The organism is Variovorax sp. CCNWLW235, from assembly GCF_037204085.1.
Taxonomy (GTDB): Bacteria; Pseudomonadota; Gammaproteobacteria; order Burkholderiales; family Burkholderiaceae_C; genus Variovorax.
On the sequence record NZ_JBBCBW010000004.1, the window covers coordinates 109,850 to 131,945 of the forward strand.

General features: G+C 66.0%; 19 protein-coding genes. 15 read left to right on the top strand and 4 right to left on the bottom strand.

Translation table 11 applies throughout. The features are described 5' to 3' along the window. Positions 1-14: 14 nt before the first annotated feature. The 5 genes from V9L21_RS06740 to mnmA are packed head-to-tail and all read left to right on the top strand — an operon-like array spanning position 15 to position 7,574. A complete protein-coding gene (locus V9L21_RS06740) occupies positions 15-1,136 on the top strand; it encodes an ATP-binding protein (protein WP_337310273.1) in 1,122 nt (373 codons plus the stop codon). Beyond that, positions 1,094-3,700, top strand: a complete 2,607-nt coding sequence (locus V9L21_RS06745) for a DUF5682 family protein (RefSeq protein WP_337310275.1) — start codon at positions 1,094-1,096, stop codon at positions 3,698-3,700. The genes V9L21_RS06740 and V9L21_RS06745 overlap by 43 nt, the downstream gene beginning before the upstream one ends. Continuing rightward, the gene (locus V9L21_RS06750; protein ID WP_337310277.1) at positions 3,697-5,379 is read left to right on the top strand and encodes an FxLYD domain-containing protein; all 1,683 of its coding nucleotides are present in this window, start codon (positions 3,697-3,699) and stop codon (positions 5,377-5,379) included. The genes V9L21_RS06745 and V9L21_RS06750 overlap by 4 nt, the downstream gene beginning before the upstream one ends. Positions 5,380-5,423: 44 nt before the next feature. Next, complete coding sequence (locus tag V9L21_RS06755; protein ID WP_126748833.1) at positions 5,424-6,410, top strand: LLM class flavin-dependent oxidoreductase; 987 nt, start codon at positions 5,424-5,426, stop codon at positions 6,408-6,410. Positions 6,411-6,461: 51 nt separating this feature from the next. Next, complete coding sequence (gene mnmA, locus V9L21_RS06760) at positions 6,462-7,574, top strand: tRNA 2-thiouridine(34) synthase MnmA (RefSeq protein WP_337310279.1); 1,113 nt, start codon at positions 6,462-6,464, stop codon at positions 7,572-7,574. Positions 7,575-7,602: 28 nt separating this feature from the next. On the opposite strand, the gene V9L21_RS06765 is transcribed toward mnmA, so the two are convergent. The 3 genes from V9L21_RS06765 to V9L21_RS06775 all read right to left on the bottom strand — a co-directional run bounded on the left by V9L21_RS06765 (position 7,603) and on the right by V9L21_RS06775 (position 9,369). Then, the gene (locus tag V9L21_RS06765) at positions 7,603-8,082 is read right to left on the bottom strand and encodes an NUDIX hydrolase (RefSeq protein ID WP_337310281.1); all 480 of its coding nucleotides are present in this window, start codon (positions 8,080-8,082) and stop codon (positions 7,603-7,605) included. Between the two features lie 14 nt (positions 8,083-8,096). Further along, positions 8,097-8,534 carry a DUF4019 domain-containing protein gene (locus tag V9L21_RS06770; protein ID WP_337310282.1) on the bottom strand — a complete coding sequence of 146 codons (438 nt, stop codon included), beginning with the start codon at positions 8,532-8,534 and terminating at the stop codon, positions 8,097-8,099. A gap of 121 nt (positions 8,535-8,655) precedes the next feature. After that, a complete protein-coding gene (locus V9L21_RS06775; RefSeq protein ID WP_337310283.1) occupies positions 8,656-9,369 on the bottom strand; it encodes a response regulator transcription factor in 714 nt (237 codons plus the stop codon). 402 nt (positions 9,370-9,771) lie between these two features. On the opposite strand from V9L21_RS06775, the gene V9L21_RS06780 reads away from it, so the two are divergent. From V9L21_RS06780 to V9L21_RS06825, 10 genes are all read left to right on the top strand, one after another. After that, positions 9,772-10,902 (top strand): Re/Si-specific NAD(P)(+) transhydrogenase subunit alpha, encoded by a 1,131-nt coding sequence (locus V9L21_RS06780; RefSeq protein ID WP_337310286.1) that lies wholly within the window; start codon positions 9,772-9,774, stop codon positions 10,900-10,902. 35 nt (positions 10,903-10,937) lie between these two features. Further along, entirely contained in the window at positions 10,938-11,267 is a 330-nt protein-coding gene (locus V9L21_RS06785; protein ID WP_126748827.1) for an NAD(P) transhydrogenase subunit alpha, read from the top strand. Beyond that, complete coding sequence (locus V9L21_RS06790) at positions 11,264-12,688, top strand: NAD(P)(+) transhydrogenase (Re/Si-specific) subunit beta (RefSeq protein ID WP_337310288.1); 1,425 nt, start codon at positions 11,264-11,266, stop codon at positions 12,686-12,688. Before V9L21_RS06785 ends, V9L21_RS06790 begins: the two co-directional genes overlap by 4 nt. Positions 12,689-12,791: 103 nt before the next feature. Beyond that, positions 12,792-14,471 (top strand): long-chain-fatty-acid--CoA ligase, encoded by a 1,680-nt coding sequence (locus tag V9L21_RS06795; RefSeq protein ID WP_337310290.1) that lies wholly within the window; start codon positions 12,792-12,794, stop codon positions 14,469-14,471. Positions 14,472-14,521: 50 nt separating this feature from the next. After that, positions 14,522-15,526, top strand: coding sequence for an ABC transporter permease subunit (locus V9L21_RS06800; protein ID WP_337310291.1), 1,005 nt, complete (start codon positions 14,522-14,524; stop codon positions 15,524-15,526). A gap of 8 nt (positions 15,527-15,534) precedes the next feature. After that, entirely contained in the window at positions 15,535-16,440 is a 906-nt protein-coding gene (locus V9L21_RS06805) for an ABC transporter permease subunit (RefSeq protein ID WP_337310293.1), read from the top strand. Then, on the top strand, positions 16,437-17,468 hold the full coding sequence (locus V9L21_RS06810; protein ID WP_337310295.1) for an ABC transporter ATP-binding protein: 1,032 nt from the start codon (positions 16,437-16,439) through the stop codon (positions 17,466-17,468). Before V9L21_RS06805 ends, V9L21_RS06810 begins: the two co-directional genes overlap by 4 nt. Then, complete coding sequence (locus V9L21_RS06815; protein WP_337310297.1) at positions 17,465-18,508, top strand: peptide ABC transporter ATP-binding protein; 1,044 nt, start codon at positions 17,465-17,467, stop codon at positions 18,506-18,508. Before V9L21_RS06810 ends, V9L21_RS06815 begins: the two co-directional genes overlap by 4 nt. A gap of 30 nt (positions 18,509-18,538) precedes the next feature. Next, a complete protein-coding gene (locus V9L21_RS06820; protein ID WP_337310299.1) occupies positions 18,539-20,173 on the top strand; it encodes an ABC transporter substrate-binding protein in 1,635 nt (544 codons plus the stop codon). Positions 20,174-20,176: 3 nt separating this feature from the next. Continuing rightward, complete coding sequence (locus tag V9L21_RS06825; protein WP_337310301.1) at positions 20,177-20,968, top strand: 5'-methylthioadenosine/adenosylhomocysteine nucleosidase; 792 nt, start codon at positions 20,177-20,179, stop codon at positions 20,966-20,968. 10 nt (positions 20,969-20,978) lie between these two features. Here V9L21_RS06825 and corA read toward each other — a convergent pair whose 3' ends face one another. Beyond that, complete coding sequence (gene corA / locus V9L21_RS06830) at positions 20,979-21,965, bottom strand: magnesium/cobalt transporter CorA (protein ID WP_258503637.1); 987 nt, start codon at positions 21,963-21,965, stop codon at positions 20,979-20,981. Positions 21,966-22,096: the final 131 nt, after the last annotated feature.

The following is a 22,096-nucleotide window of genomic DNA, read 5'->3' on the forward strand; positions in this document are numbered from 1 at the left end:
CCCGCAACACCATCATGAGCACCGGCACACCACCATCTTCTTCCCCAGCGACGCAGGCCGTGCGCCTCGCCCCCGAGGCGCGCTATGCAGACGAGCTCGCGCGCCTGCTTGCGGCCGACACCGATGCGCGGCCCACCGGATGGAAGCTCTCGCCGCGCGCGGTGCGGCGCTTCATCCTCGGCGACGAGAAGCTGCAGGTGAGTCGCAAGTTCTACGGCGACGATCCGCTGGTGGACCGTGCCATCGTCACGCTCATGGGCCACCAGGGCCTGATGCTCGTGGGCGAGCCGGGCACTGCGAAGTCGCTGCTCTCGGAGTTGCTCGCGGCTGCCATCAGCGGTGATTCGGGGCTTACGGTGCAGGGCACGGCCGGCACCACCGAAGACCACATCAAGTACAGCTGGAACTACGCGCTGCTGCTGGCCGAGGGGCCGAGCCAACGCGCGCTGGTGCCTTCTCCGCTCTACCAGGCCATGCGCGCGGGCAAGCTGGTGCGCTTCGAGGAAATCACGCGCTGCCCGCCCGAGATCCAGGACGTGCTGATTTCGCTCATGAGCGACAAGCAGCTCATGATTCCGGAACTGGGCGACGATGCCCGGCTTTATGCACAGCGCGGCTTCAACATCATTGCCACGGCCAACCTGCGCGACCGTGGCGTGCACGAGATGTCGTCCGCGCTGAAGCGCCGCTTCAACTTTGAAACGGTAAAGCCCATCCGCGACCATGCGTTCGAGGTCGAGCTGGTGATGGCCCAGTTGAAGCGCGAACTCGACGGCGGCGGCGAATCGCCGGTCGATGTGCCGCGCGACGTGGTGGCGCTGCTGGTTACCACCTTCCAGGAACTGCGCGCAGGGCAAACGCAGGATGGCACCGCCATCAAGGGCCTCGATGCCGTCATGTCCACCGCGGAGGCCGTGAACGTGGCTTATGCGGCGGCCCTGCAGGCGCGCCATTTCAATGGCGGCCAGCTCACTGCGCGCGAGATCGCGGGCCAGTTGCAGGGCGTGGTTCTGAAGGACAGCACCGACGATGTGAAGCGCGTGCGCCACTACTTCGACACCGTGGTGCGCGAACGCGGCAAGCGCGACGCGCAATGGAAGACCTTTCACGACGCGGCGCGCGCGCTGTGGCAGTAGCTGCGGAAGCCGGCAGCGTTCTGCCTGCCGGGCTCGAAGCTGCGCGCGGCCGGCTGTTCGGCGAGGACGGTGTGTTCTTCGTGCCCGTAAGGCACCACAGCCCCGCCTGTGCATTCGCATTGAGGGCGCTGCTGCGCGAGGTCAGGCCCGCGGCTGTGCTGGTCGAAGGGCCGGACGACCTGAACGCACTGCTGCCGCTGCTGCAGCATGCCCAAACCACCGCTCCCGTCGCATGGCTGTGCCAGAGCACCCGGCAGGTGCCGGCCGACGACCCCGACTCGGAAGAGAAGACGCGCACGGAATCGCGCACGTCGTTCTTTCCGTTCTGCGACTACAGCCCCGAGTGGATTGCGGTGCGCGAAGGCGCGGCGCTCGGCGCGCGCCTGGGGCTGATCGATCTTCCGTGGAGTGACAAGGCCTGGCAGCGCGACGAAGGCGAGGAAGGCGACCAGGGCGAGGGCGATGCACGCGACGCAGCGCGCAGCCTGATGGAAGAGCGCCATTTCGCGCACAGCCGCTACCTGAACGCCATGGCCGCCCAGCTTGGCTGCGTCGACCACCAGGAGCTGTGGGACCGGCTGTTCGAACTGCGCACGTCGGCCGCTCTCGGCGACTGGCGCGCCTTCTTCGCGGACGTGTTCAGCTGGTGCGCGATGGCGCGGCTCGACTACGAGCCCGAGGTGCTCGAGGCCGAGCTGAGCCTGCCGCGGGAGCGCCATATGGCGGCGCACATCCGCCGCTGGCGCAACGAGGTCGAGGGGCCGATCGTGGTCGTTACCGGCGGCTTCCACACGCTCGAACTGGTCGAGCAGTGGCAGAACGCCAAGCCCTCGAAGGCGCCCGCCGGCAAGGACGCACCGGACAACGCATGGCTGATCCGCTACAGCTTCGAGCGGCTCGACGCGCTCAACGGCTATGCCTCGGGCATGCCGTCGCCCGGCTACTACCAGCAGGTGTGGGAACGCCTCGAGGCCGGCGACGCCGACCCCTTCACCGCGGTGGCGCTCGACAGCCTCACCCGCTTTGCGCGCCAGACCCGCGCGCAGGACCATGCCGATGCGGTGTCCACCGCACTGGTGCAGGCCGCCGCCGCACAGGCCATGCGGCTTGCGGCATTGCGCGGCAATGCCGGTCCCGGCCGGCAGGACCTGCTCGACGCGATCCGCTCCTGCTTCATCAAAAGCGCCATCGACGAAGGTACGCGCGGCTTTACCGCCGACCTGCGCAAATTTTTGAGCGGCACGCGCATCGGCGACGTGCCGCCTTCGGCAGGCTCGCCGCCGCTGATCGAAGACGCGCGGAGGCTCGCCCGCCAGGCCGGCGTGCGGCTGGACGACAGCACCGCGCGCGTGGCGCGGCTGGACCTTTACCGCAAGCCTTCGCACCGCGAACGCAGCCGCTTCTTCCATGCCATGGCGTACCTCGACGCAGGGCTCGGCACCTGGCTCGCGGGGCCGGATTTTCTTGGCAACAGCCGTTTGCACCTGCTGTTCGAAGAGTGGCGCGCCGCCTGGTCGCCGCTGGTGGAGGCGCGGCTCATCGAGCTGGCGGCCGAAGGCGCAAGCGTGGAGGCCGTCTGCATGGCCAAGCTGCGCAAGGAAGAGGCCGCGCTCTCAGACCAGGGCCGCGGCCGCAGCGCCAGCGCGGCCGTGGCGCTGTTGATGCGCGCCTGCCTGGTCGGTCTGCAGTCGCGCCTGCCGCAGCTGCTCTCGATGCTGTCCACGCACCTCGACGAAGATGCCTCGCTCGGCTCGGTGGTCGAGTGCGGGCACCGGCTCGTCACGCTCTGGCGTGCGCGGGAGCCGCTGGGCGTGCAGCAGCATCCGCAGCTGCAGAGCCTGCTGGAGCGGGTGTGGCCCGCGGCGCTGTTCCTGCTGCCCGATGTGGGCGGATGCCCCGAAGAGGGCGAGGCAGGCGCGGTGAAGCAGCTGCTTTCGCTGCGCGAGCTCGGGCGCCTGCTGGCCTCGCTGCAGGGCGGACTGGGGGAGGCCGGCGACAGTGCCATCGACCTCGACCTGCTGCGTACGCAACTCGAACGCTTCGCGACCGGTGCCTCGGTCGCGCCCGCCGTGGCGGGCGCCGCTTCGGCCCTGCTGTACCTCGACGGGCACTGGGACGAGAACGCGCTCGACACCGTCGTGCGGCAGCGCTTCGGTGCGGGCGCAGAGCCGCGCGAAGCGGTGCGTTTTCTCAACGGGGTGATGGCCGCGGCGCCTGAACTGCTGCTGCGCCTGCCCGCGCTGCTCGAAGGTCTCGACGGCCTGGTGCAGGGCTGGGATGCCGAAGCCTTCGTGGCGCATCTGCCCGATCTGCGGCAGGCCTTCACGCGCCTCAAGCCGCAGGAGACCTCCGACCTGGCCGGCCGCGTTGCCGCGCTGCACGGCATGGGCGAAACAGAGGGCCAGGCGCTCTACCAGATGCACTACGAAACCACAGAGCAAGACCTGCATGAAGGCGCGCAGCTGCAGCTCGCGCTGGCCGAGTGCATGCGCCGCGACGGGCTTGCCGCCTGGCTGGGCGCCCCGGAGCACAAGAAGAACAACAACATCGAAAGCGCGTCATGACCATCGATCTGCAGACGCTCAAGTGCGGTGAGTGCGGCAGCAGCGCGCTCAAGCGCACCGGGCTGAACCAGTACGCCTGCCAGCATTGCGGCTCGGTAACGCTGGTGGAGGACAACGTTTCCGACCGGCTCGACCGTGTGCTCGAACAGGTCAAGAACGAGGCTGGGCGCCGGCTCGCAGCCGACGAGGCGCAGCGGCGCAAGGCCATGCTGCGCAATGCCGGCATCGGCGTGGCCGTTGTGGCGGTTGTGCTGCTGGTGAGCGCAGTGATCGGAATACTGGCCGGCCCGCGGCCATCGACAAACGCGTCCGTCGCGCGGCCCGTGGTTGCGCCGCCGGTCGACCGCACCATTCCGACGGACGGCCTGAAGCTCGGCGAGCCGCGCCAGGTGCTGGTGGGCGGCGGCAGCTCGGCCGTGCCCAAGCTGCTGGTGGTGGCGCGCAACGAAACCGGCAAGCCGCTCGCGCGCGCGGGCGTCAGGGCCGTGTACTACGACGGCGACAGCCGCGTTGAAGAGCGCACCGAGACGCTGCCGATTTCCGTGCTCGAGCCGGGCGAGAGCGCACCGGCGCTGATCGACATGCCCAGCGGCAAGAACGTCACGCGCCAGGAACTGAGCGTGCAGAAGCTGGCTGAGCCCTACAAGGTTGCGCAAGGCGAGCGCCTGGCCTTTGCGCGCGTGCGGCTGGTGCAACAGGCCGAGCGGGTGCGGCTGGTGGGGCGCATCGTCAACGCGCGCACGGACGCGGCCATGCTCTCCGGCATCGACGTGCTGGCCACGCTGTACGACGATGCGGGGCAGGTGATCGGCTTCGGCCACGGCTATGCGCAAGCCAACGAGCTCAAGCCCGGCGCGCAGACCTCGGTCGACCTGAGCATCGCCCGCTTCGGCCGTGCGGCGGCCATTGCGGCCTGGGACTACCGCATCGGCTACAACACCGTCGATGCCGGCGGCTCCCGCACCGCGATGCTCAACGCCGAGCGGGTGGTGCGCGCCGTGGGGGCGCCGGAAAGCTTCAACCCCGACCTGCGGCTGAGCACCGAGGACCTGCTGGCCGAGGACAGCGAGCGCTTCGACGCGAATCAGCTGGAGCTGCTGCCGCTGGTTGCAGGGCGCAGCAACATCCAGCGCCCGCTGTTCCTGACCGAGCTGGTGAACCGAAGCGCCGACGCGGTGGTGGTGGCGCCGGGCGGCGTGATCTCGCGCTTTGGCGGCAGCAAGGCCGATGGCACCACTGCCATCGCCGGACTCGCCTACCTTTACCCGGGGGAGCGGTTTCCGATATTGCTGGAGCCGAATGCCGGGGAGCGCATTACCCAGACCCGTGTCGAGTGGAAGCCGATGCGCCGCGCCGCGCTGCCCGGACCGCGCGCACCGCTCGAGGTGCAGGTAACAGGCACCAAGGCCGAGACGGGCAGCGTGCTGCTCAACTTCAGCCAGCGCTTCGTCTACAAGAGCGTGGAGGTCACGGGCACGGTAAAGAACCCGGGCAACAACGTGGTCGGCAAGGTGCGCGTGTGGGTGAGCCTGCGCGACCGGAACGGGCAACTCACCGGCTTCAGGCAGGTGCAGAACCTGCCGGCCATCGCGCCGGGCGAGAGCGTGCCGTTCCAGGTGGACGTGGAGCAGAACGGGCGGGATTTTGCGAGCGTTTCGACGCTATACCAAACCGAATAGCCCCGCCGCGGCGGCGTTGAGCGGTTCGCGCCATGATGGCGCCCATGATTCCGTTCTCGATCCTCGACCTTTCCCCGATCACCGAGGGCAGCGACGCCGCGCAGTCGTTCCGCAACTCGCTCTCGCTCGCGCAGCACGGCGAAAAGCTGGGCTACACGCGCTACTGGCTCGCAGAGCACCACGGCATGCCGGGCATTGCGAGCGCCGCGACCGCCGTGCTGCTGTCGTATATCGGGGCGGGCACCTCGACCATCCGCATCGGCGCCGGCGGCGTGATGCTGCCCAACCATTCGCCGCTGGTGATTGCCGAGCAGTTCGGCACGCTGGAGTCGCTGTATCCGGGGCGCATCGACCTTGGCCTGGGCCGCGCGCCCGGCTCCGACCAGCGCACCGCGCGTGCGCTGCGGCGCAACCTCGAGTCCGACGCCGACCGCTTTCCGCAGGACGTGGTCGAGCTGATGGATTTCATGTCGAAGGAACCCCAGCAGCCCGTGCGCGCGGTGCCCGGCGCGGGGCTCGAGGTGCCGGTGTGGATTCTGGGCTCGAGCACCTTCGGCGCCCAACTGGCCGCGCACCTGGGCCTGCCCTATGCGTTTGCCTCGCACTTTGCTCCGCAGCAGCTCATGCAGGCGATCCAGATCTACCGCGAGACCTTCAAGCCCTCGGCCCAGTTGCAGAAGCCGTACGTGATGCTGGGCTTCAACGTGTTCGTGGCAGATACCGACGAAGAGGCCGAGTTCCGCGCCACCTCGTGGCAGCAGGCCTTTGTGAACCTGCGCAGCGGCCGCCCGGGGCGCCTGCCGCCGCCTGTCGAGAACTATCGGCAGAAGGTGGGCCCGGCGGAGAACGCGCTGCTCGATTCGGTGCTGTCGTGTTCGGCCGTGGGCTCGCCCGCCAGGGTGCGCGAAGGCGTGCAGGCCTTCATCGAACGCACGGGCGCCGACGAGCTGATGATCACCTCGCAGGTGTTCGACCACGTGGCGCGGCTGCGCTCGTACGAACTGCTCGCCGGCTTGCGCAGCCAGGGCTGATTTCCCCCACGCCGCCCGCCCCCGGCGCGGGGCTGGGACAATGGCGGGCTTATGGCAAAGCAACGGATCGTGGTGGGACTGAGCGGCGGAGTCGATTCCGCGGTAACGGCGCACCTGCTCAAGAAGCAGGGGCACGAGGTGGTCGGCATCTTCATGAAGAACTGGGAAGACGACGACGACAGCGAATACTGCTCGTCGAACATCGACTTCGTGGACGCCGCCAGCGTGGCCGACGTGCTGGGCATCGAGATCGAGCACGTCAATTTCGCGGCCGACTACAAGGACCGCGTATTCGCCGAATTCCTGCGTGAATACAAGGCCGGCCGCACCCCCAACCCCGACGTGCTGTGCAATGCCGAAATCAAGTTCAAGGCCTTTCTCGACCATGCGATGCGCCTGGGGGCCGAGAAAATCGCCACCGGCCACTACGCGCGCGTGCGCCTGAACCCCACCACGGGCAAGCACGAACTCCTCAAGGGGCTCGACCCGTCCAAGGACCAGAGCTACTTCTTGCACCGGCTCAACCAGGCGCAGCTGTCGAAAACGCTGTTCCCGGTGGGCGAGCTGCACAAGACCGAAGTGCGCCGGATTGCCGAAGAAATCGGCCTGCCCAATGCGAAGAAGAAGGATTCGACGGGCATCTGCTTCATCGGCGAGCGGCCGTTCCGCGAGTTCCTGAACCGCTACATCTCCAAGGAGCCGGGTCCGATCAAGGACGACCGCGGCCGCAAGCTCGGCGAGCACCAGGGCCTGAGCTTCTACACGCTGGGGCAGCGGCAGGGGCTGGGCATCGGCGGCGTCAAGGACAAGGGCGCGCAGCGCGGATCGGGCGACCACTCGCCGTGGTTCGTGGCGCGCAAGGACGTCGAGAAGAACACGCTCTGGGTGGTGCAGGGCCATGACCATCCCTGGCTGCTGTCTTCCGCGCTCACGGCCGGCGATGCGAGCTGGGTTTCCGGCGAGGCGCCCGCGCCGAGCAACTACGGCTCCAAGGCGCGCTACCGCCAGGCCGATGCAGCCTGCGAACTGAGCGGAACGGAAGATTCCGGAGCCGAGGCGGCCTTCAGCCTGCGCTTCGGCGACCCGCAGTGGGCCGTCACGCCCGGCCAATCGGCCGTGCTCTACGACGGCGAGCGCTGCCTCGGCGGCGGGGTCATCGTCTGATTCCCATGGGGCAGGTGCGCCGCAGCTGTCAGCGCACCGATTCGTCGACGTGGATCAGGTCGAGCGGATACCGCTTCCCGGCCAGATAGTCTTCAACGCACTGCAGCAGCAGCGGGCTGCGATGCCGCGGCACGCTGGCGCGGATTTCATCGGCGCTCATCCACACCGTGCGCACAATGCCTTCGTCGAGTGCCCGGCCTGCTTCTTCCGGGCCGAGCGTTCCGGCAAAGGCAAAGCGCATATAGGTCACGTCTTCCTTGCTGCCGGTGCGATGGCTCGAACGCGCCATGTAGATGCCGATCAGCGCGGTGGGCGTGAAGGCGTGGGCGGTTTCCTCGAGCGTTTCACGCGCGCAGCCCTCGACGGGCGATTCGCCGGGGTCGAGATGCCCTGCCGGCGTGTTGAGCCTGAGGCCCTGGGCCGTGTGCTCCTCGATCAGCAGAAAGCGGCCGTTCTGCTCGATGACCGCGGCCACGGTGACATTGGGTTTCCAGCGCGGGGTTGTCATCTGTCTTGGGCTTTCTAGCGCAGCACATAGCCGCTGAAGCGCCAGACGCGATCGCGGTCCAGGTGAAAGCTCACGAGTTCGCGCAGGGTGCCATCGGGCTTGTTGCTGAAACGGGTCTCGTACTCGATGCTGACATACTGGCCGGCCGTGTCGGTGTCCGGGTCGGCCACGGCCTGCCGGTTGACTGCAACCCAGGTTCGCTGCAAAGGCGCACCGAGCGGCGAACGGCTCATGGAAACCTTGGCCAGGAAGTCGGTGCGGGTCACGCGCTTGCGGGTTGCCGGGGTGGCACCCTCCCAGAGTTCGTCGGCCTTGCCTTGGTCGATCATCTGGATTGCCTGGATGCCGCCTCGCACCATGTCGCTGGCTTCCACGTCTTGCGCGGCTGCGGCGCCGACGAGAAGGCTCCAAAACATCGCGGCAATCAGGAGCCGTCTGGTGGTTGGTTTCATCGATTTCATTCGTGTGGCTGTCGAAGCAAGCAATTGGAGACAGTATCTACGCAGAGATTCCCCGCTTGTTCGAGCCAACGTTGCCGTGCCGCCAGTACGCGCGGCGCAATCTGCGCTTTGCCTAGCGGGCGAGCAAGCCGGAACGTATGTTCGGCTCCACGGTTTCCAGCCTGTAGCCCATGCCGTAGATGGCCAGCAGCAGGAACCCGCTCGACGGGCGCAAGGCGAGCTTGGTTCTCAGGCGCGAGACATGGGTGTCGAGCGATCGTGAGAGCGCTTCTACCCCAAGACCCCACACTGCCTCGTGAAGATGCTCGCGCGACAGCAGGCGGCCCATGTTCTGGAACAGGAAAAGGGCCAGTTCGTACTCGCGGTTCTTCAGGTCGACCTGCACGCCCTTGACCTTCAGGACGCGCGATGGCGGGAAGAAGTGGTAGTCGCCGTACACCAGTTCCACTTCGTGCTGGGCGGGGTAAGACCGGCGCAGGAGCGCGTTGACGCGGGCTTCGAGTTCCTTGGCATGGTCCGGGTTGGCCATGAAGTCGTCGGCGCCGGCATTGAGCCCTTCAACCACCTCGGGGTCGTCGCGCTCCGCGTTCACAAAAAGAATGGGCAGGCGGCTCTTGAGGTCATTGCGGACGGTCTTTACCACGTCGATGCCCCGTATATCGGGCAATCCCCAATCGAGGATGAGCAGATCGAAGGTTTGCCGGCGCAGCGCCTGAAGCAAGATCCGTCCTTCGGTGTAGGGGTGGCATTCGTGCCCGAACCCCGCCATTGCCTGATTGATCAGGTGAAGCTGATCAGGCTCGTGATCAAGTACTGCGATACGCATTCCATCCCCTTCTTCCGACCGTGCAGCCTCTGAGTGCTGTCGAAGAAGTGTATCTATCTGCGTCTGCGGCAATGAACGTTGCCGGCAATTAATGCACGTTATTGGGCTTTATCCCGGCAAACTGGCAGCAATTGGGAACAATTGAAAACATATGTGCTTTTCAAGAGTGCGCGGTGGACTCCCGAGGGCGTTGTGAAAACAACTTCCTTCCTCTCGCTGCGTCGGGCGGGACGAGGTTCTGCTTGCAACCCGCCAGAACCGCTAGCATTTATGTAGCTACAAACGCAATGATCACGGTCATCAAGAGCCAATAGATAGTGCGATGCAGGCGACAGTGGCGGCCGTAATCTTGCTGTAAGCTCTGCCCGCGTTCCGTGTTGCCCTTGCCCTGAGGAGATCTCTATGCTGATAGGCGTGCCTGCCGAAACGACGGCCGGCGAAACCCGTGTGGCCGTTACACCCGAGACGGTGAAGAAACTTGTCACCGGGGGGCATACGATTCGCGTGCAGTCCGGAGCCGGCGTTGCAGCCAGCGTCACCGATGCCGCCTACATTGCAGCCGGCGCTGAAATCACCGACGTGGCGGGCGCCTTCGGGGCCGACATGGTGCTCAAGGTGCGTTCGCCGAACGACGCCGAGGCCGCGCTGATGAAGCCGGGCACCGTCGTCATCGGCATGCTGAACCCCTTCGACGCCGCCGGCCTGCAGCGGCTGGCCACGGCCGGGCTCACCGCCTTTGCGCTCGAAGCCGCCCCCCGCACCACCCGGGCCCAGAGCATGGACGTGCTCAGCTCGCAGGCCAACATTGCCGGCTACAAGGCCGTGATCATGGCGGCCGACAAATACCAGCGCTTCTTCCCCATGCTGATGACCGCTGCCGGCACAGTGAAGGCGGCTCGCGTGGTCATCCTGGGCGTTGGCGTGGCCGGCCTGCAGGCCATTGCCACGGCCAAGCGCCTGGGCGCGGTGATCGAGGCTTCGGACGTACGCCCGAGCGTGAAGGAACAGATCGAGTCGCTCGGCGGCAAGTTCATTGAAGTGTCCTACGACACCGATGAAGAGAAAGAAGCCGCAGTGGGCGTCGGCGGCTATGCCAAGCCCATGCCCGCAAGCTGGCTCGCGCGCCAGCAGGTCGAGGTGGCCAAGCGCGTGGCGCTGGCCGACATCGTCATCAGCACCGCGCTCATTCCCGGGCGCGCGGCACCCACGCTCATCACCGAGGACATGGTCAAGTCCATGAAGCCGGGCTCGGTGATCGTCGACATTGCCGCTGGCAAGGGGCCGGACGGCGTGGGCGGCAACTGCCCGCTGTCGGAGGCCGACCGCACGGTGGTGAAGCATGGCGTGACCATCGTGGGCGAAACCAATCTTCCGGCGCTGGTGGCGGCCGATGCGTCGGCGCTCTATGCGCGCAACGTGCTGGACTTCCTCAAGCTCATCGTCACCAAGGAGGGCGCACTCAAGATCGACCTCGAGGACGACATCGTCGCCGCCTGCCGCGTTGCGCAGGACGGCCAGGTCACGAAGAAGTAAGCGGCCCACCAGCGTTCGAACGAGGAGAAGAACCCATGGACATCGTTTCCCACACAGTCATCAACCTGATCATCTTCGTGCTGGCCATCTACGTGGGCTACCACGTGGTGTGGACGGTGACGCCCGCGCTGCACACGCCGCTCATGGCGGTGACCAACGCGATCTCGGCCATCGTGATCGTGGGCGCCATGCTCGCGGCGGCGCTTACCGAAACCGGCTTGGGCAAGACCATGGGCGTGCTGGCGGTGGCGCTTGCCGCGGTGAACGTCTTCGGCGGCTTCCTCGTCACGCGGCGCATGCTCGAGATGTTCAAGAAGAAAGAAAAGAAGGCCGCACCCAAGGCTGAAGAGGGAGTCGCCAAGTGAGCATGAATCTCGTCACGCTGCTGTACCTCGTTGCCAGCATCTGCTTCATCCAGGCCCTGAAGGGCCTCTCCCATCCCACCACCTCCATCCGCGGCAACATCTTCGGCATGACCGGCATGGCCATTGCCGTGCTGACGACCGGTGCGCTCATCTACAAGCTGGCCGACGGCAACCTCACGGGCCTCGGCTACGTGCTGGTTGCGCTGGTGCTGGGCGGCGGCCTGGGCGCCTACATGGCCAACAAGGTCGAGATGACCAAGATGCCCGAGCTGGTCGCCTTCATGCACAGCATGATCGGCCTGGCCGCGGTGTTCATCGCGGTGGCGGCCGTGGCCGAGCCCTACGCCTTCAACATCACGCCCAAGGGCGAAATGATTCCCGCGGGCAACCGGCTTGAGTTGTTCCTGGGCGCGGCCATCGGCGCCATCACCTTCAGCGGCTCGGTCATCGCCTTCGGCAAGCTCTCGGGCAAGTACAAGTTCCGCCTGTTCCAGGGCGCGCCGGTGCAGTTTGCCGGCCAGCACATGCTGAACCTGGTACTCGGCGTGGCCACCATCGGGCTGGGCTTGGTGTTCATGTTCACCGAAAGCTGGCCCGCCTTCTTCGCGATGCTGGCGCTGGCCTTCGTGATGGGCGTGCTCATCATCATCCCGATCGGCGGCGCCGACATGCCGGTGGTGGTGTCCATGCTCAACAGCTACTCGGGCTGGGCGGCGGCGGGCATCGGCTTCAGCCTGAACAACGCAATGCTGATCGTGGCCGGTTCGCTGGTGGGCTCTTCGGGCGCGATCCTGAGCTACATCATGTGCAAGGCCATGAACCGCTCGTTCTTCAACGTGATCCTGGGCGGCTTTGGCGGCGACGCAACGGCTGCGACCGGCGGTGCGAAGGAGCAGCGGCCGGTCAAGAGCGGCAGCGCCGACGACGCGGCCTTTGTGCTGGGCAATGCCGAGACAGTGGTCATCGTGCCGGGCTACGGCCTGGCGGTGGCACGCGCGCAGCATGCGGTGAAGGAGCTGGCGCAAAAGCTCACCGAGAAGGGCATTACCGTGAAGTACGCCATTCACCCGGTGGCGGGCCGCATGCCGGGCCACATGAACGTGCTGCTGGCCGAGGCCGAGGTACCTTATGACCAGGTGTTCGAGATGGAAGACATCAACGGCGAATTCGGCCAGGCCGACGTGGCCATCATCCTGGGCGCCAACGACGTGGTGAACCCGGCCGCCCACACCAAGGGCAGCCCGATCTACGGCATGCCTATCCTGGAGGCCTACAAGGCCAAGACCGTGATCGTGAACAAGCGCTCGATGGCGGCGGGCTATGCCGGCCTGGACAACGAGCTCTTCTACATGGACAAAACGATGATGGTCTTTGGCGATGCGAAAAAAGTAGTGGAAGATATGGGCAAGGCCATCGAATAGGCCAAAGGTTCCGCGCCCGCGCAGCGCGGGCCCGATCATCGCGGCGCCATCAAGTGCGCCGTTTTCGTTTTTCAAATACTCGATTTTTGGAGGAGACACATCCATGACCGATCGTCCCTGGCTCGGCAGCTACCCGCAAGGCGTGCCTGCCGATATCGATCCTTCCCAGTACCCGTCGCTGGTGGCGCTCATGGAAGAGAGCTTTACCAAGTACGCCGACCGCACGGCCTACAGCTTCATGGGCAAGGACGTGAGCTACGGGGAGACCGACAAGCTCAGCAGGGCCTTCGCGGCTTACCTGCAAGGCCTCGCGCTGGCCAAGGGCGACCGCGTCGCGGTCATGATGCCCAACTGCCCGCAGTATCCGATTGCGGTGGCGGCCATCCTGCGGGCCGGCCTGATCCTGGTGAACGTGAACCCGCTGTACACGCCGCGCGAACTCGAGCACCAGCTCAAGGATTCGGGTGCGAAGGCGATCGTCATCATGGAAAACTTCGGCACCACGCTGCAGCAGTGCATCGCGGCCACGCCCATCAAGCACATCGTGCTGGCGGCCATGGGCGACCGTCTCGGCTTTCTGAAGGGCGCGCTGGTCAACTACGTGGTGCGCAACGTCAAGAAGCTGGTGCCCCAGTTCAGCCTGCCGGGCGCCGTGCGCTTCAACGATGCGCTCGACCAGGGCGCGAGCCGCACGCTTCAGGTGCCGGTCATCGGCCCGGACGACGTGGCCGTGCTGCAGTACACCGGCGGCACCACGGGCGTGTCGAAGGGCGCGGTGCTGCTGCACCGCAACGTGATCGCGAACGTGCTGCAGTCCGAAGCCTGGAACGAGCCCGCCATGGCGCAGGTGCCGGCCGGCGAGCAGCCCACGGGCGTTTGCGCGCTGCCGCTGTATCACATCTTCGCCTTTACGGTGGGCATGATGCTGAGCATGCGCACGGGCGGCAAGCTCATCCTCATTCCCAACCCGCGCGACCTGGCGGGCGTGCTCAAGGAACTCTCCAAGCACACGATCCACACCTTCCCGGCGGTCAACACGCTGTTCAACGGGCTGGCGAACCATCCTGATTTCAACAGCGTCAACTGGAAGAACCTCAAGGTCTCGGTGGGCGGCGGCATGGCCGTTCAGGCCGCAGTGGCGAAGCTGTGGCTCGAGAAAACCGGCTGCCCCATCTGCGAAGGCTACGGTCTTTCGGAAACCTCGCCTTCGGCCACCTGCAACCCGACCGACAGCAAGGCCTACACCGGCACCATCGGCCTGCCGCTGCCGAGCACCTGGCTCAAGCTGCTCGATGACGAAGGCCGCGAAGTGCCGCCGGGCCAGCCCGGCGAAATCGCAATCAAGGGCCCGCAGGTGATGGCGGGCTACTGGCAGCGCCCCGACGAAACCGCCAAGGTCATGACGGCCGACGGCTACTTCAAGACCGGCGACATCGGCATGGTCGACGAGCGCGGCTACTTCAAGGTGGTCGACCGCAAGAAGGACATGATCCTGGTGTCGGGCTTCAACGTGTACCCGAACGAGGTCGAAGACGTGGTGGCGCAGATTCCGGGCGTGCTCGAATGCGCCGCGGTCGGCATCGTCGACGAGAAGACCGGCGAGGCCGTCAAGCTCGTGATCGTCAAGAAGGACCCTGCGCTGACTGAAGCGCAGGTTCGCGAATACTGCAAAGCAAACCTAACGGGTTACAAGCAGCCGAGGATCGTGGAGTTCCGCACCGACATGCCGAAGACGCCTGTAGGAAAGATCCTGCGGCGCGAGTTGCGCGACGCCAAAAAGTAAGGGTTCGGCCCGGGTAGGGCGGCGGCATCGATCTTGCATATTGCGGGTCGATGCTTCGCTTCCTACTCACGCGCGTGAGCTTGCTGGTGCCGACCTTCATCGGCATGACGCTGCTTGCCTTCTTTCTCATCCGGCTAGTGCCGGGCGACCCCATTGAAACCATGGCCGGCGAGCGCGGGATCGACCCCGCGCGCCACGCCCAGCTGCGCACGGCCTACGGCTTCGACGAGCCGGTGATCGTGCAATACGGCATCTACATCGGCCGTGTGCTGCAGGGCGATCTCGGCAAATCGCTCATCACGCAGGACTCGGTGATGAGCGAGTTCCTGGCGCTGTTCCCGGCCACGATGGAACTGGGCGTGTGCGCAATTGGCTTTGCGCTGCTGCTGGGGCTTCCGGCCGGCATTCTTGCGGCGGTGCGGCGCAACTCCATCTTCGACCACGGGGTGATGGCCACGTCGCTCACGGGCTATTCGATGCCGATCTTCTGGTGGGGGCTGCTGCTGATCCTGTTCTTCTCGGTGCAGTTGGGGTGGACGCCCGTTTCGGGCCGCATCTCGGTGCAGTATTTCGTCGAGCCGCAGACCGGCTTTCTGCTGATCGATTCGCTGCGCGCCGGCGAGATCGATGCCTTCTGGTCCGCGCTGCATCACCTGATTCTTCCGGCCATCGTGCTCGGCACCGTGCCGCTCGCGGTCATTGCGCGCATGACGCGCTCGGCCATGCTCGAGGTGCTCGGCGAAGACTACATTCGCACCGCGCGCGCCAAGGGTCTTTCGCGATTTCGGGTGGTCGGGCTGCACGCGCTGCGCAACGCGCTGATTCCGGTGGTCACCGTCATCGGCCTGCAGGTGGGCGTGCTCTTTACCGGTGCGATTCTGACCGAGACCATCTTCTCCTGGCCCGGCGTCGGCAAGTGGCTCATCGAGGCCATCGGGCGGCGCGACTATCCGGTGCTGCAGGGCGGCATGCTGCTGCTCGGCGGCATCGTGATGCTGATCAACCTGCTGGTCGACGTGACGTATGGCGTCATCAATCCACGCATCCGGCACTGACTGACTCCATGGCAACGACACACGCAGTTTCAAGCAGCGCAGGGGGGTCGGCACCCCCCGGTCCCTGGCGCGAGTTCTGGACGGCCTTCTCGGCCAACCGCGGCGCGGTGATCGGCCTTGCCATCATCGTCCTGTTGTTGTTCGTCGCGCTGTTCGCGCCGTGGATCGCACCGCATGCGCCCAACGAGACCAACAGCGCCGTCTTCCTGCTGCCGCCGGCATGGCAGCAGGGCGGCTCCCTGAGCTATCTGCTGGGCACCGACGCCATCGGGCGCGACATTCTTTCGCGGCTGATGTACGGCGCACGCCTCTCGCTGTCCATTGGCGTTGCGGTGGTGGCGCTCTCGGTGGTCGTCGGCGTGGTGCTCGGGCTGGTCGCGGGCTTTTTTCGCGGCGTGCTGGAGATCGCGATCATGCGGCTGATGGACATCGTGCTCACGATGCCCAGCCTGCTGATGGCCATCGTGATCGTCGCGATTCTCGGGCCGGGGCTGATCAACGCCATGGTCGCGGTGGCCATCGTCGTGCTGCCGCACTACGTGCGCATCACGCGCGCGGCGGTCATTGCCGAGATCTCGCGCGACTACGTGACCGCCGCGCGCGTGAGCGGCGCCGGCACGCTGCGGCTGATGTTCCGCGAAGTGCTGCCCAACTGCGCGGCGCCGCTGATCGTGCAGGCTTCGCTCGGCATCTCGACCGCCATCCTCGACGCAGCAGCGCTGGGCTTCATCGGCCTCGGCGCGCAGCCGCCTTCGCCCGAATGGGGAACGATGCTTGCCGACGCGCGCGAGTTCGTGCTGCGCGCCTGGTGGGTCGTCACCTTTCCGGGCCTGGCAATTCTTGCGGCCGTGCTGGCCTTCAACCTGCTCGGCGACGGCCTGCGCGACGCGCTCGACCCGAAGCTCAAGAGATGAACATGCTCCTGGACATCAAGGACCTGCACGTCGAATTTCCCACCCAGGGCGGCGTGCTGCACGCGGTCGACGGCGTGAGCCTTTCGCTCGAGGAAGGCGAGGTGCTCGGCATCGTCGGCGAATCGGGCTCGGGCAAGAGCGTGACGATGATGGCGCTGATGGGGCTCGTCGGCTTTCCGGGACGCGTGCGCGCGGACCACATGCGCTTTGCGGGCAAGGAGCTGCTCGGCATCTCCGACAAGGCGCGCCGCGCGCTGGTCGGCAAAGAGGTCGCAATGATCTTCCAGGAGCCGACCACCAGCCTCAACCCGTGCTTCACCATCGGCTTCCAGCTGATGGAAACGCTGCGGCTGCACCTGCATCTGGACAAGCGCACCGCAAGGAAGCGCGCCACCGAACTGCTCGAACAGGTCGGCATACCTGCCGCTTCATCGCGCCTGGGCAGCTATCCGCACCAGCTTTCGGGCGGCATGAACCAGCGCGTGATGATTGCGATGGCCATTGCCTGCAACCCGCGCCTGCTGATTGCCGACGAGCCGACCACCGCGCTCGACGTGACCATCCAGGCGCAGATCCTCGACCTGCTGCGCGAGCTGCAGAAAGAGCGCGGCATGGCGCTGGTGCTCATCACGCACAACATGGGCGTGGTCAGCGAAATGGCGCAGCGCATTGCGGTGATGTATGCGGGCCAGGTCATGGAGCAGCAGCGCGTGGATCGCCTCTTCGCAAATCCGCAGCACCCCTACACCGAGGCCCTGCTGGCCGCGCTGCCCGAACGCGCCGCGCCCGAGGGACGGCTGGCCACCATCGCAGGCGTGGTGCCGGGCGTGCACGACCGGCCGGAGGGCTGCCTCTTTGCGCCGCGCTGCAGCTACGTGACCGCCAAGGCCTGCAACGTACGGCCGGCGCTGCGCGCGGCACCATCGCAACCAGGCGCCCAGGTGCGCTGCCACTTTCCGCTCGGCGAGCCGGGGCGCATGGCGGCCATCGAGGCGGACCGGCCGAAGGTGGTGGAGGCATTGTCGTGAGCGCGCTGCCGGGCGACGTCGTCGTGGAGGCGCGCAACCTGCAACGCACCTACGACGTGCGTCGCGGCCTGTTCCGCCCGCCGGCGCAGTTGCGCGCCGTGGGCGATATTTCCTTTCGCATCGAGCGCGGGCGCACGCTCGCCGTGGTCGGCGAATCGGGCTGCGGCAAGTCCACGCTCGCGCGCATGGTTGCGCTGATCGAGAAGCCGACCGCCGGGCAGCTCACGCTGGTCGGCCACGATGCCGTGAGCCCCCAGCCCGATCAGCGGCGCGAACTGCGGCAGGCCGTGCAGCTGGTGTTCCAGAACCCCTATGGGTCGCTCAATCCGCGCAAGAAGATATCGACCGTGCTGGAGGACCCGCTCGCCATCAACACGAGCCTTGGCAAGCCGGAGCGTGCCGCCAAGGCCCGCGACATGCTGGCGCGTGTGGGCCTGCGGCCCGAATACGCGAACCGCTATCCGCACATGTTCTCGGGCGGACAGCGCCAGCGCATTGCGATTGCGCGCGCGCTCATGCTGGAGCCGCGCCTGCTGGTGGCCGACGAGCCGGTGTCGGCGCTCGACGTGTCGATTCAGGCGCAGGTGTTGAACCTGTTGGCCGACCTCCAGGCCGAACTCGGCCTGGCCTATCTCTTCATTTCGCACGACCTGGGCGTGGTGCGGCACATTGCGCACGACGTGCTCGTGATGTATCTCGGCCATGCGGTGGAGCAAGGGCCCAAGGCGCGCATCTTTGCGCGGCCGCTGCACCCTTACACGCAGGCGCTGCTCGCTTCCACGCCCGGCCTGAGCAGCCAGCGCATCGTGCTCAAGGGCGAGTTGCCTTCGCCGCTCAACCCGCCCACAGGCTGCGTCTTCAGCACGCGCTGCCCGCATGTGACGCAGCGCTGCCGCGACGAGCGGCCCTTGCTGCGCGCGCTCGACGAGCGGCTGGTGGCCTGCCACTACGCCGAGAAGTTTCTCGACGGCTCGCCCCCGGTTCGCGCCGATGTGCCGTTGTCTCCGCCGTTCGCCGCGCCCGTGGCGGCGAACCTCTAGTTCTCTTCCACCGTGCCTGAAGGAGTTCCCATGAAGACCCAGCCATTCGTTTCGCGCCAATCGCGAAAGCTCGCCGCCTTGCTCGCGCCGACGGCACTTGCCGCGCTCACCCTGGCGTGCGGAACCGTGTCCGCCAAGACGCTCGTCTATTGTTCGGAGGGCAGCCCCGAGAATTTCTATCCGGGTGTGAACACCACCGGCACCTCGTTCGACGTGACCACGCAGGTCTACAACACCATTGTCGAATTCGAGCGCGGCGGCACCAAGGTCATGCCGGGACTGGCCGAAAAATGGGACATCTCGGCCGACGGCACCGTGTACACCTTCCACCTGCGCAAGGGCGTGAAGTGGCACACCACCAGCAAGAGCTTCAAGCCGACGCGCGACTTCAACGCCGACGACTTCATCTTCATGCTCGAGCGGCAGTGGAAGGAGAGCGATCCGTTCTTCAAGGTCACGAGCCAGAACCACTCCTACTTCAACGACATGGGCATGCCCAAGCTGCTGAAGTCGGTCGACCGCATCGACGAGTACACGGTCAAGATCGTGCTCAACAAGGCCGAGGCGCCGTTCCTTGCCAACCTTGCAATGCAGTACGCGGGCATCCAGTCGAAGGAATACGCCATTGCCATGCTCAAGGCGGGCACGCCCGAGAAGGTCGACCAGGACCCGATCGGCACCGGCCCGTTCTACCTGGTGCAGTACCAGAAGGATGCGGTCATCCGCTTCAAGGCCTTTCCGCAGTATTGGGGCGGCAAGGCCAAGATCGACGACCTGGTGTTCGCGATCACGCCCGACGCCTCGGTGCGCTGGGCCAAGCTCCAGAAGGGCGAGTGCCACGTGATGCCCTACCCGAACCCGGCCGACCTCGACGCCATCCGCAAGGACCCGAACGTGCAGCTGCTGGAGCAGCCCGGCCTCAACGTGGGCTACCTCTCGTACAACACCACGAAGAAGCCTTTCGACGACGTGCGCGTGCGCAAGGCCATCAACATGGCGATTAACAAGAAGGCCATCATCGACGGCGTGTACCTGTCGACCGGCGTGGCCGCGAAGAACCCGATTCCGCCGACGATGTGGTCCTACAACGACGCGACCAAGGACGACGGGTACGACCCTGAAGCCGCCAAGAAGCTGCTCGCGCAGGCCGGCCTGGCCGACGGCTTCAGCACCGACCTCTGGGCCATGCCGGTGCAGCGGCCCTACAACCCGAATGCCAAGCGCATCGCCGAGCTGATGCAGGCCGACCTCGCCAAGATCGGCGTCAAGGCCGAGATCAAGAGCTTCGAATGGGGCGAGTACCGCAAGCGCCTGCAGGCCGGCGAGCACCAGATGGGCATGCTGGGCTGGACGGGCGACAACGGCGACCCGGACAACTTCCTCTACACCCTGCTGGGCTGCGCATCGGCGCAATCGGCGAGCGGCAGCAACATCTCCAAGTTCTGCTACCAGCCGTACGAAGACCTCGTGCTGAAGGCCAAGACAGCAACCAAGCAGGCCGACCGCGACGCGCTCTACAAGAAGGCGCAAGTCATCTTCAAGGAGCAGGCACCATGGTTCACCATTGCACATGCGGTGCAGCTGAAGCCGGTGCGCAAGGAAGTTGTCGACTTCAAGCTCAGCCCGTTCGGACGCCATACCTTCTACGGTGTGGACATCAAGTAGCCGATGAGCGCACCCGTTGCCATCGTCGCGGCCATGCATGAGGAGCTGAGCGCGCTCCTCGCGCAGATGCCCGACGAGCAGCGCGTGCGCGTGGCAGGGCGCGACTTCTGGGCGGGTCACCTGCATGGCCAAGCTGTGGTGGCGGTGCTGTCGCGCATCGGCAAGGTTGCCGCGGCGGTCACGGCCACGGTGCTGCTCGAACGCTTCGGCGTGCGGGCCATCGTGTTCACGGGCGTTGCCGGCGGGCTGGCGCCGGGCGTGAACGTGGGCGACGTGGTGGTCGCGTCGGAACTGCTGCAGCACGACCTCGATGCCTCGCCGATCTTTCCGAAGTACGAAGTGCCGCTCATGGGCATGGCGCGCTTCACGGCCGATGCGGCCATTGCCGATGCGCTTTCTGTCGTGGCAACGCAGGTGCTGGGCGATCCGGCTGCATTGATCGGCCAGCAGGCGCTCGACGAGTTCGGCATTGAAGCGCCCAGGGTCCATCGCGGCCTGCTGGTAAGCGGAGACCGCTTCGTATCGACCACCGCCGAGAGCGAAGCATTGCGACGGGATCTTCCCGATGCACTGGCGGTGGAAATGGAAGGCGCCGCGATGGCGCAGGTGTGCCACGACTACGGCGTGCCGTTCGCGGCCATGCGCACCATCTCGGACCGCGCCGACGATGCGGCGCATGGCGACTTTGCGCGCTTTGTCGTCGAGGTGGCGAGCCGCTACAGCCTTGCGCTGGTCGGCGCGTGGCTGGCTGCGCTGCCGCCTTCCGGCGAAGCGCCCGCGGCTGCGGCTGCCTGAGCTACTTGAGTTACTTGAGCCAGCCGCGCCGGCGGAAGTACCACATCGGCACCAGCGCGCTGGCCGCCATCAGCGCCAGCGCATACGGATAGCCCAGCGACCAGTCGAGCTCGGGCATGAACTTGAAGTTCATGCCGTAGATGCTCGCGATCAACGTGGGGGGCAGCAGCGCCACGCTGGCCACCGAGAAGATCTTGATGGTCTTGTTCTGGTTGATGTTGATGAAACCGACGGTCGCATCCATCAGGAAGTTGATCTTGTCGAACAGGAAGGCCGTGTGGTTGTCCAGCGACTCGATGTCGCGCAGGATCTGACGCGCCTCTTCGAACTGCTCGGCATTAAGCATTCGGCTGCGCATCATGAAGCTCACCGCGCGGCGCGTGTCCATCACGTTGCGGCGGATGCGGCCGTTCAAGTCTTCCTGCCGCGCGATGGCGCCCAGCACCTCGCCGGCCAGCTCGTCGCTCACGTTGCCTTCAAGCACCTTCTTGCCCGCGATCTCCAGCTCGTCGTAGATGTTCTCGAGCGTGTCGGCCGAATACTCGGCGTCGGCGTCGAACAGCTTGAGCAGCACTTCCTTGGCGTCTTCGATCAGCCCCGGCGCGCGGCGCGCACGCATGCGCAGCAGGCGGAACACCGGCACGTCTTCGTCGTGGATCGAAAACAGCACGCCGCGGCTGCGAAGCTCGGTGTTGTGCTGGTTCAGGATGAACGCGACGCGCACCGAGCGCGGGTCTTCGTCATCGTCGATCAGGAAGTCGGAGCGGATGTGCAGCTCGCCGTTGTCTTCTTCGTAGAAACGGGCCGATTCCTCGATGTCCTCGTCCATCGCGTCTTCGGGAATCGAGAGGCCGTAGTACTGCTTGATCCAGCGCTTTTCCTCGAGCGTGGGCGATTCGAGGTCCACCCAGATCGGCTGGAACTTGGAAAGCTCCTCCAGCGATTCGATCTCTTCCTGGACAAGGCGACCGTTGGCGAGCGTAAATATATTGAGCATGGCTCACTCCCGTGAAATGACTGAGGCGATGGGGCGAGGGAGGGGCGCTTTCAAATCCCAGGCCCGGCAAGCAGGCGTCAGAGGGGAGTTGAAAGCTGCCGAGACGGGGCGGTTTCCATGGTGCGGTCTCC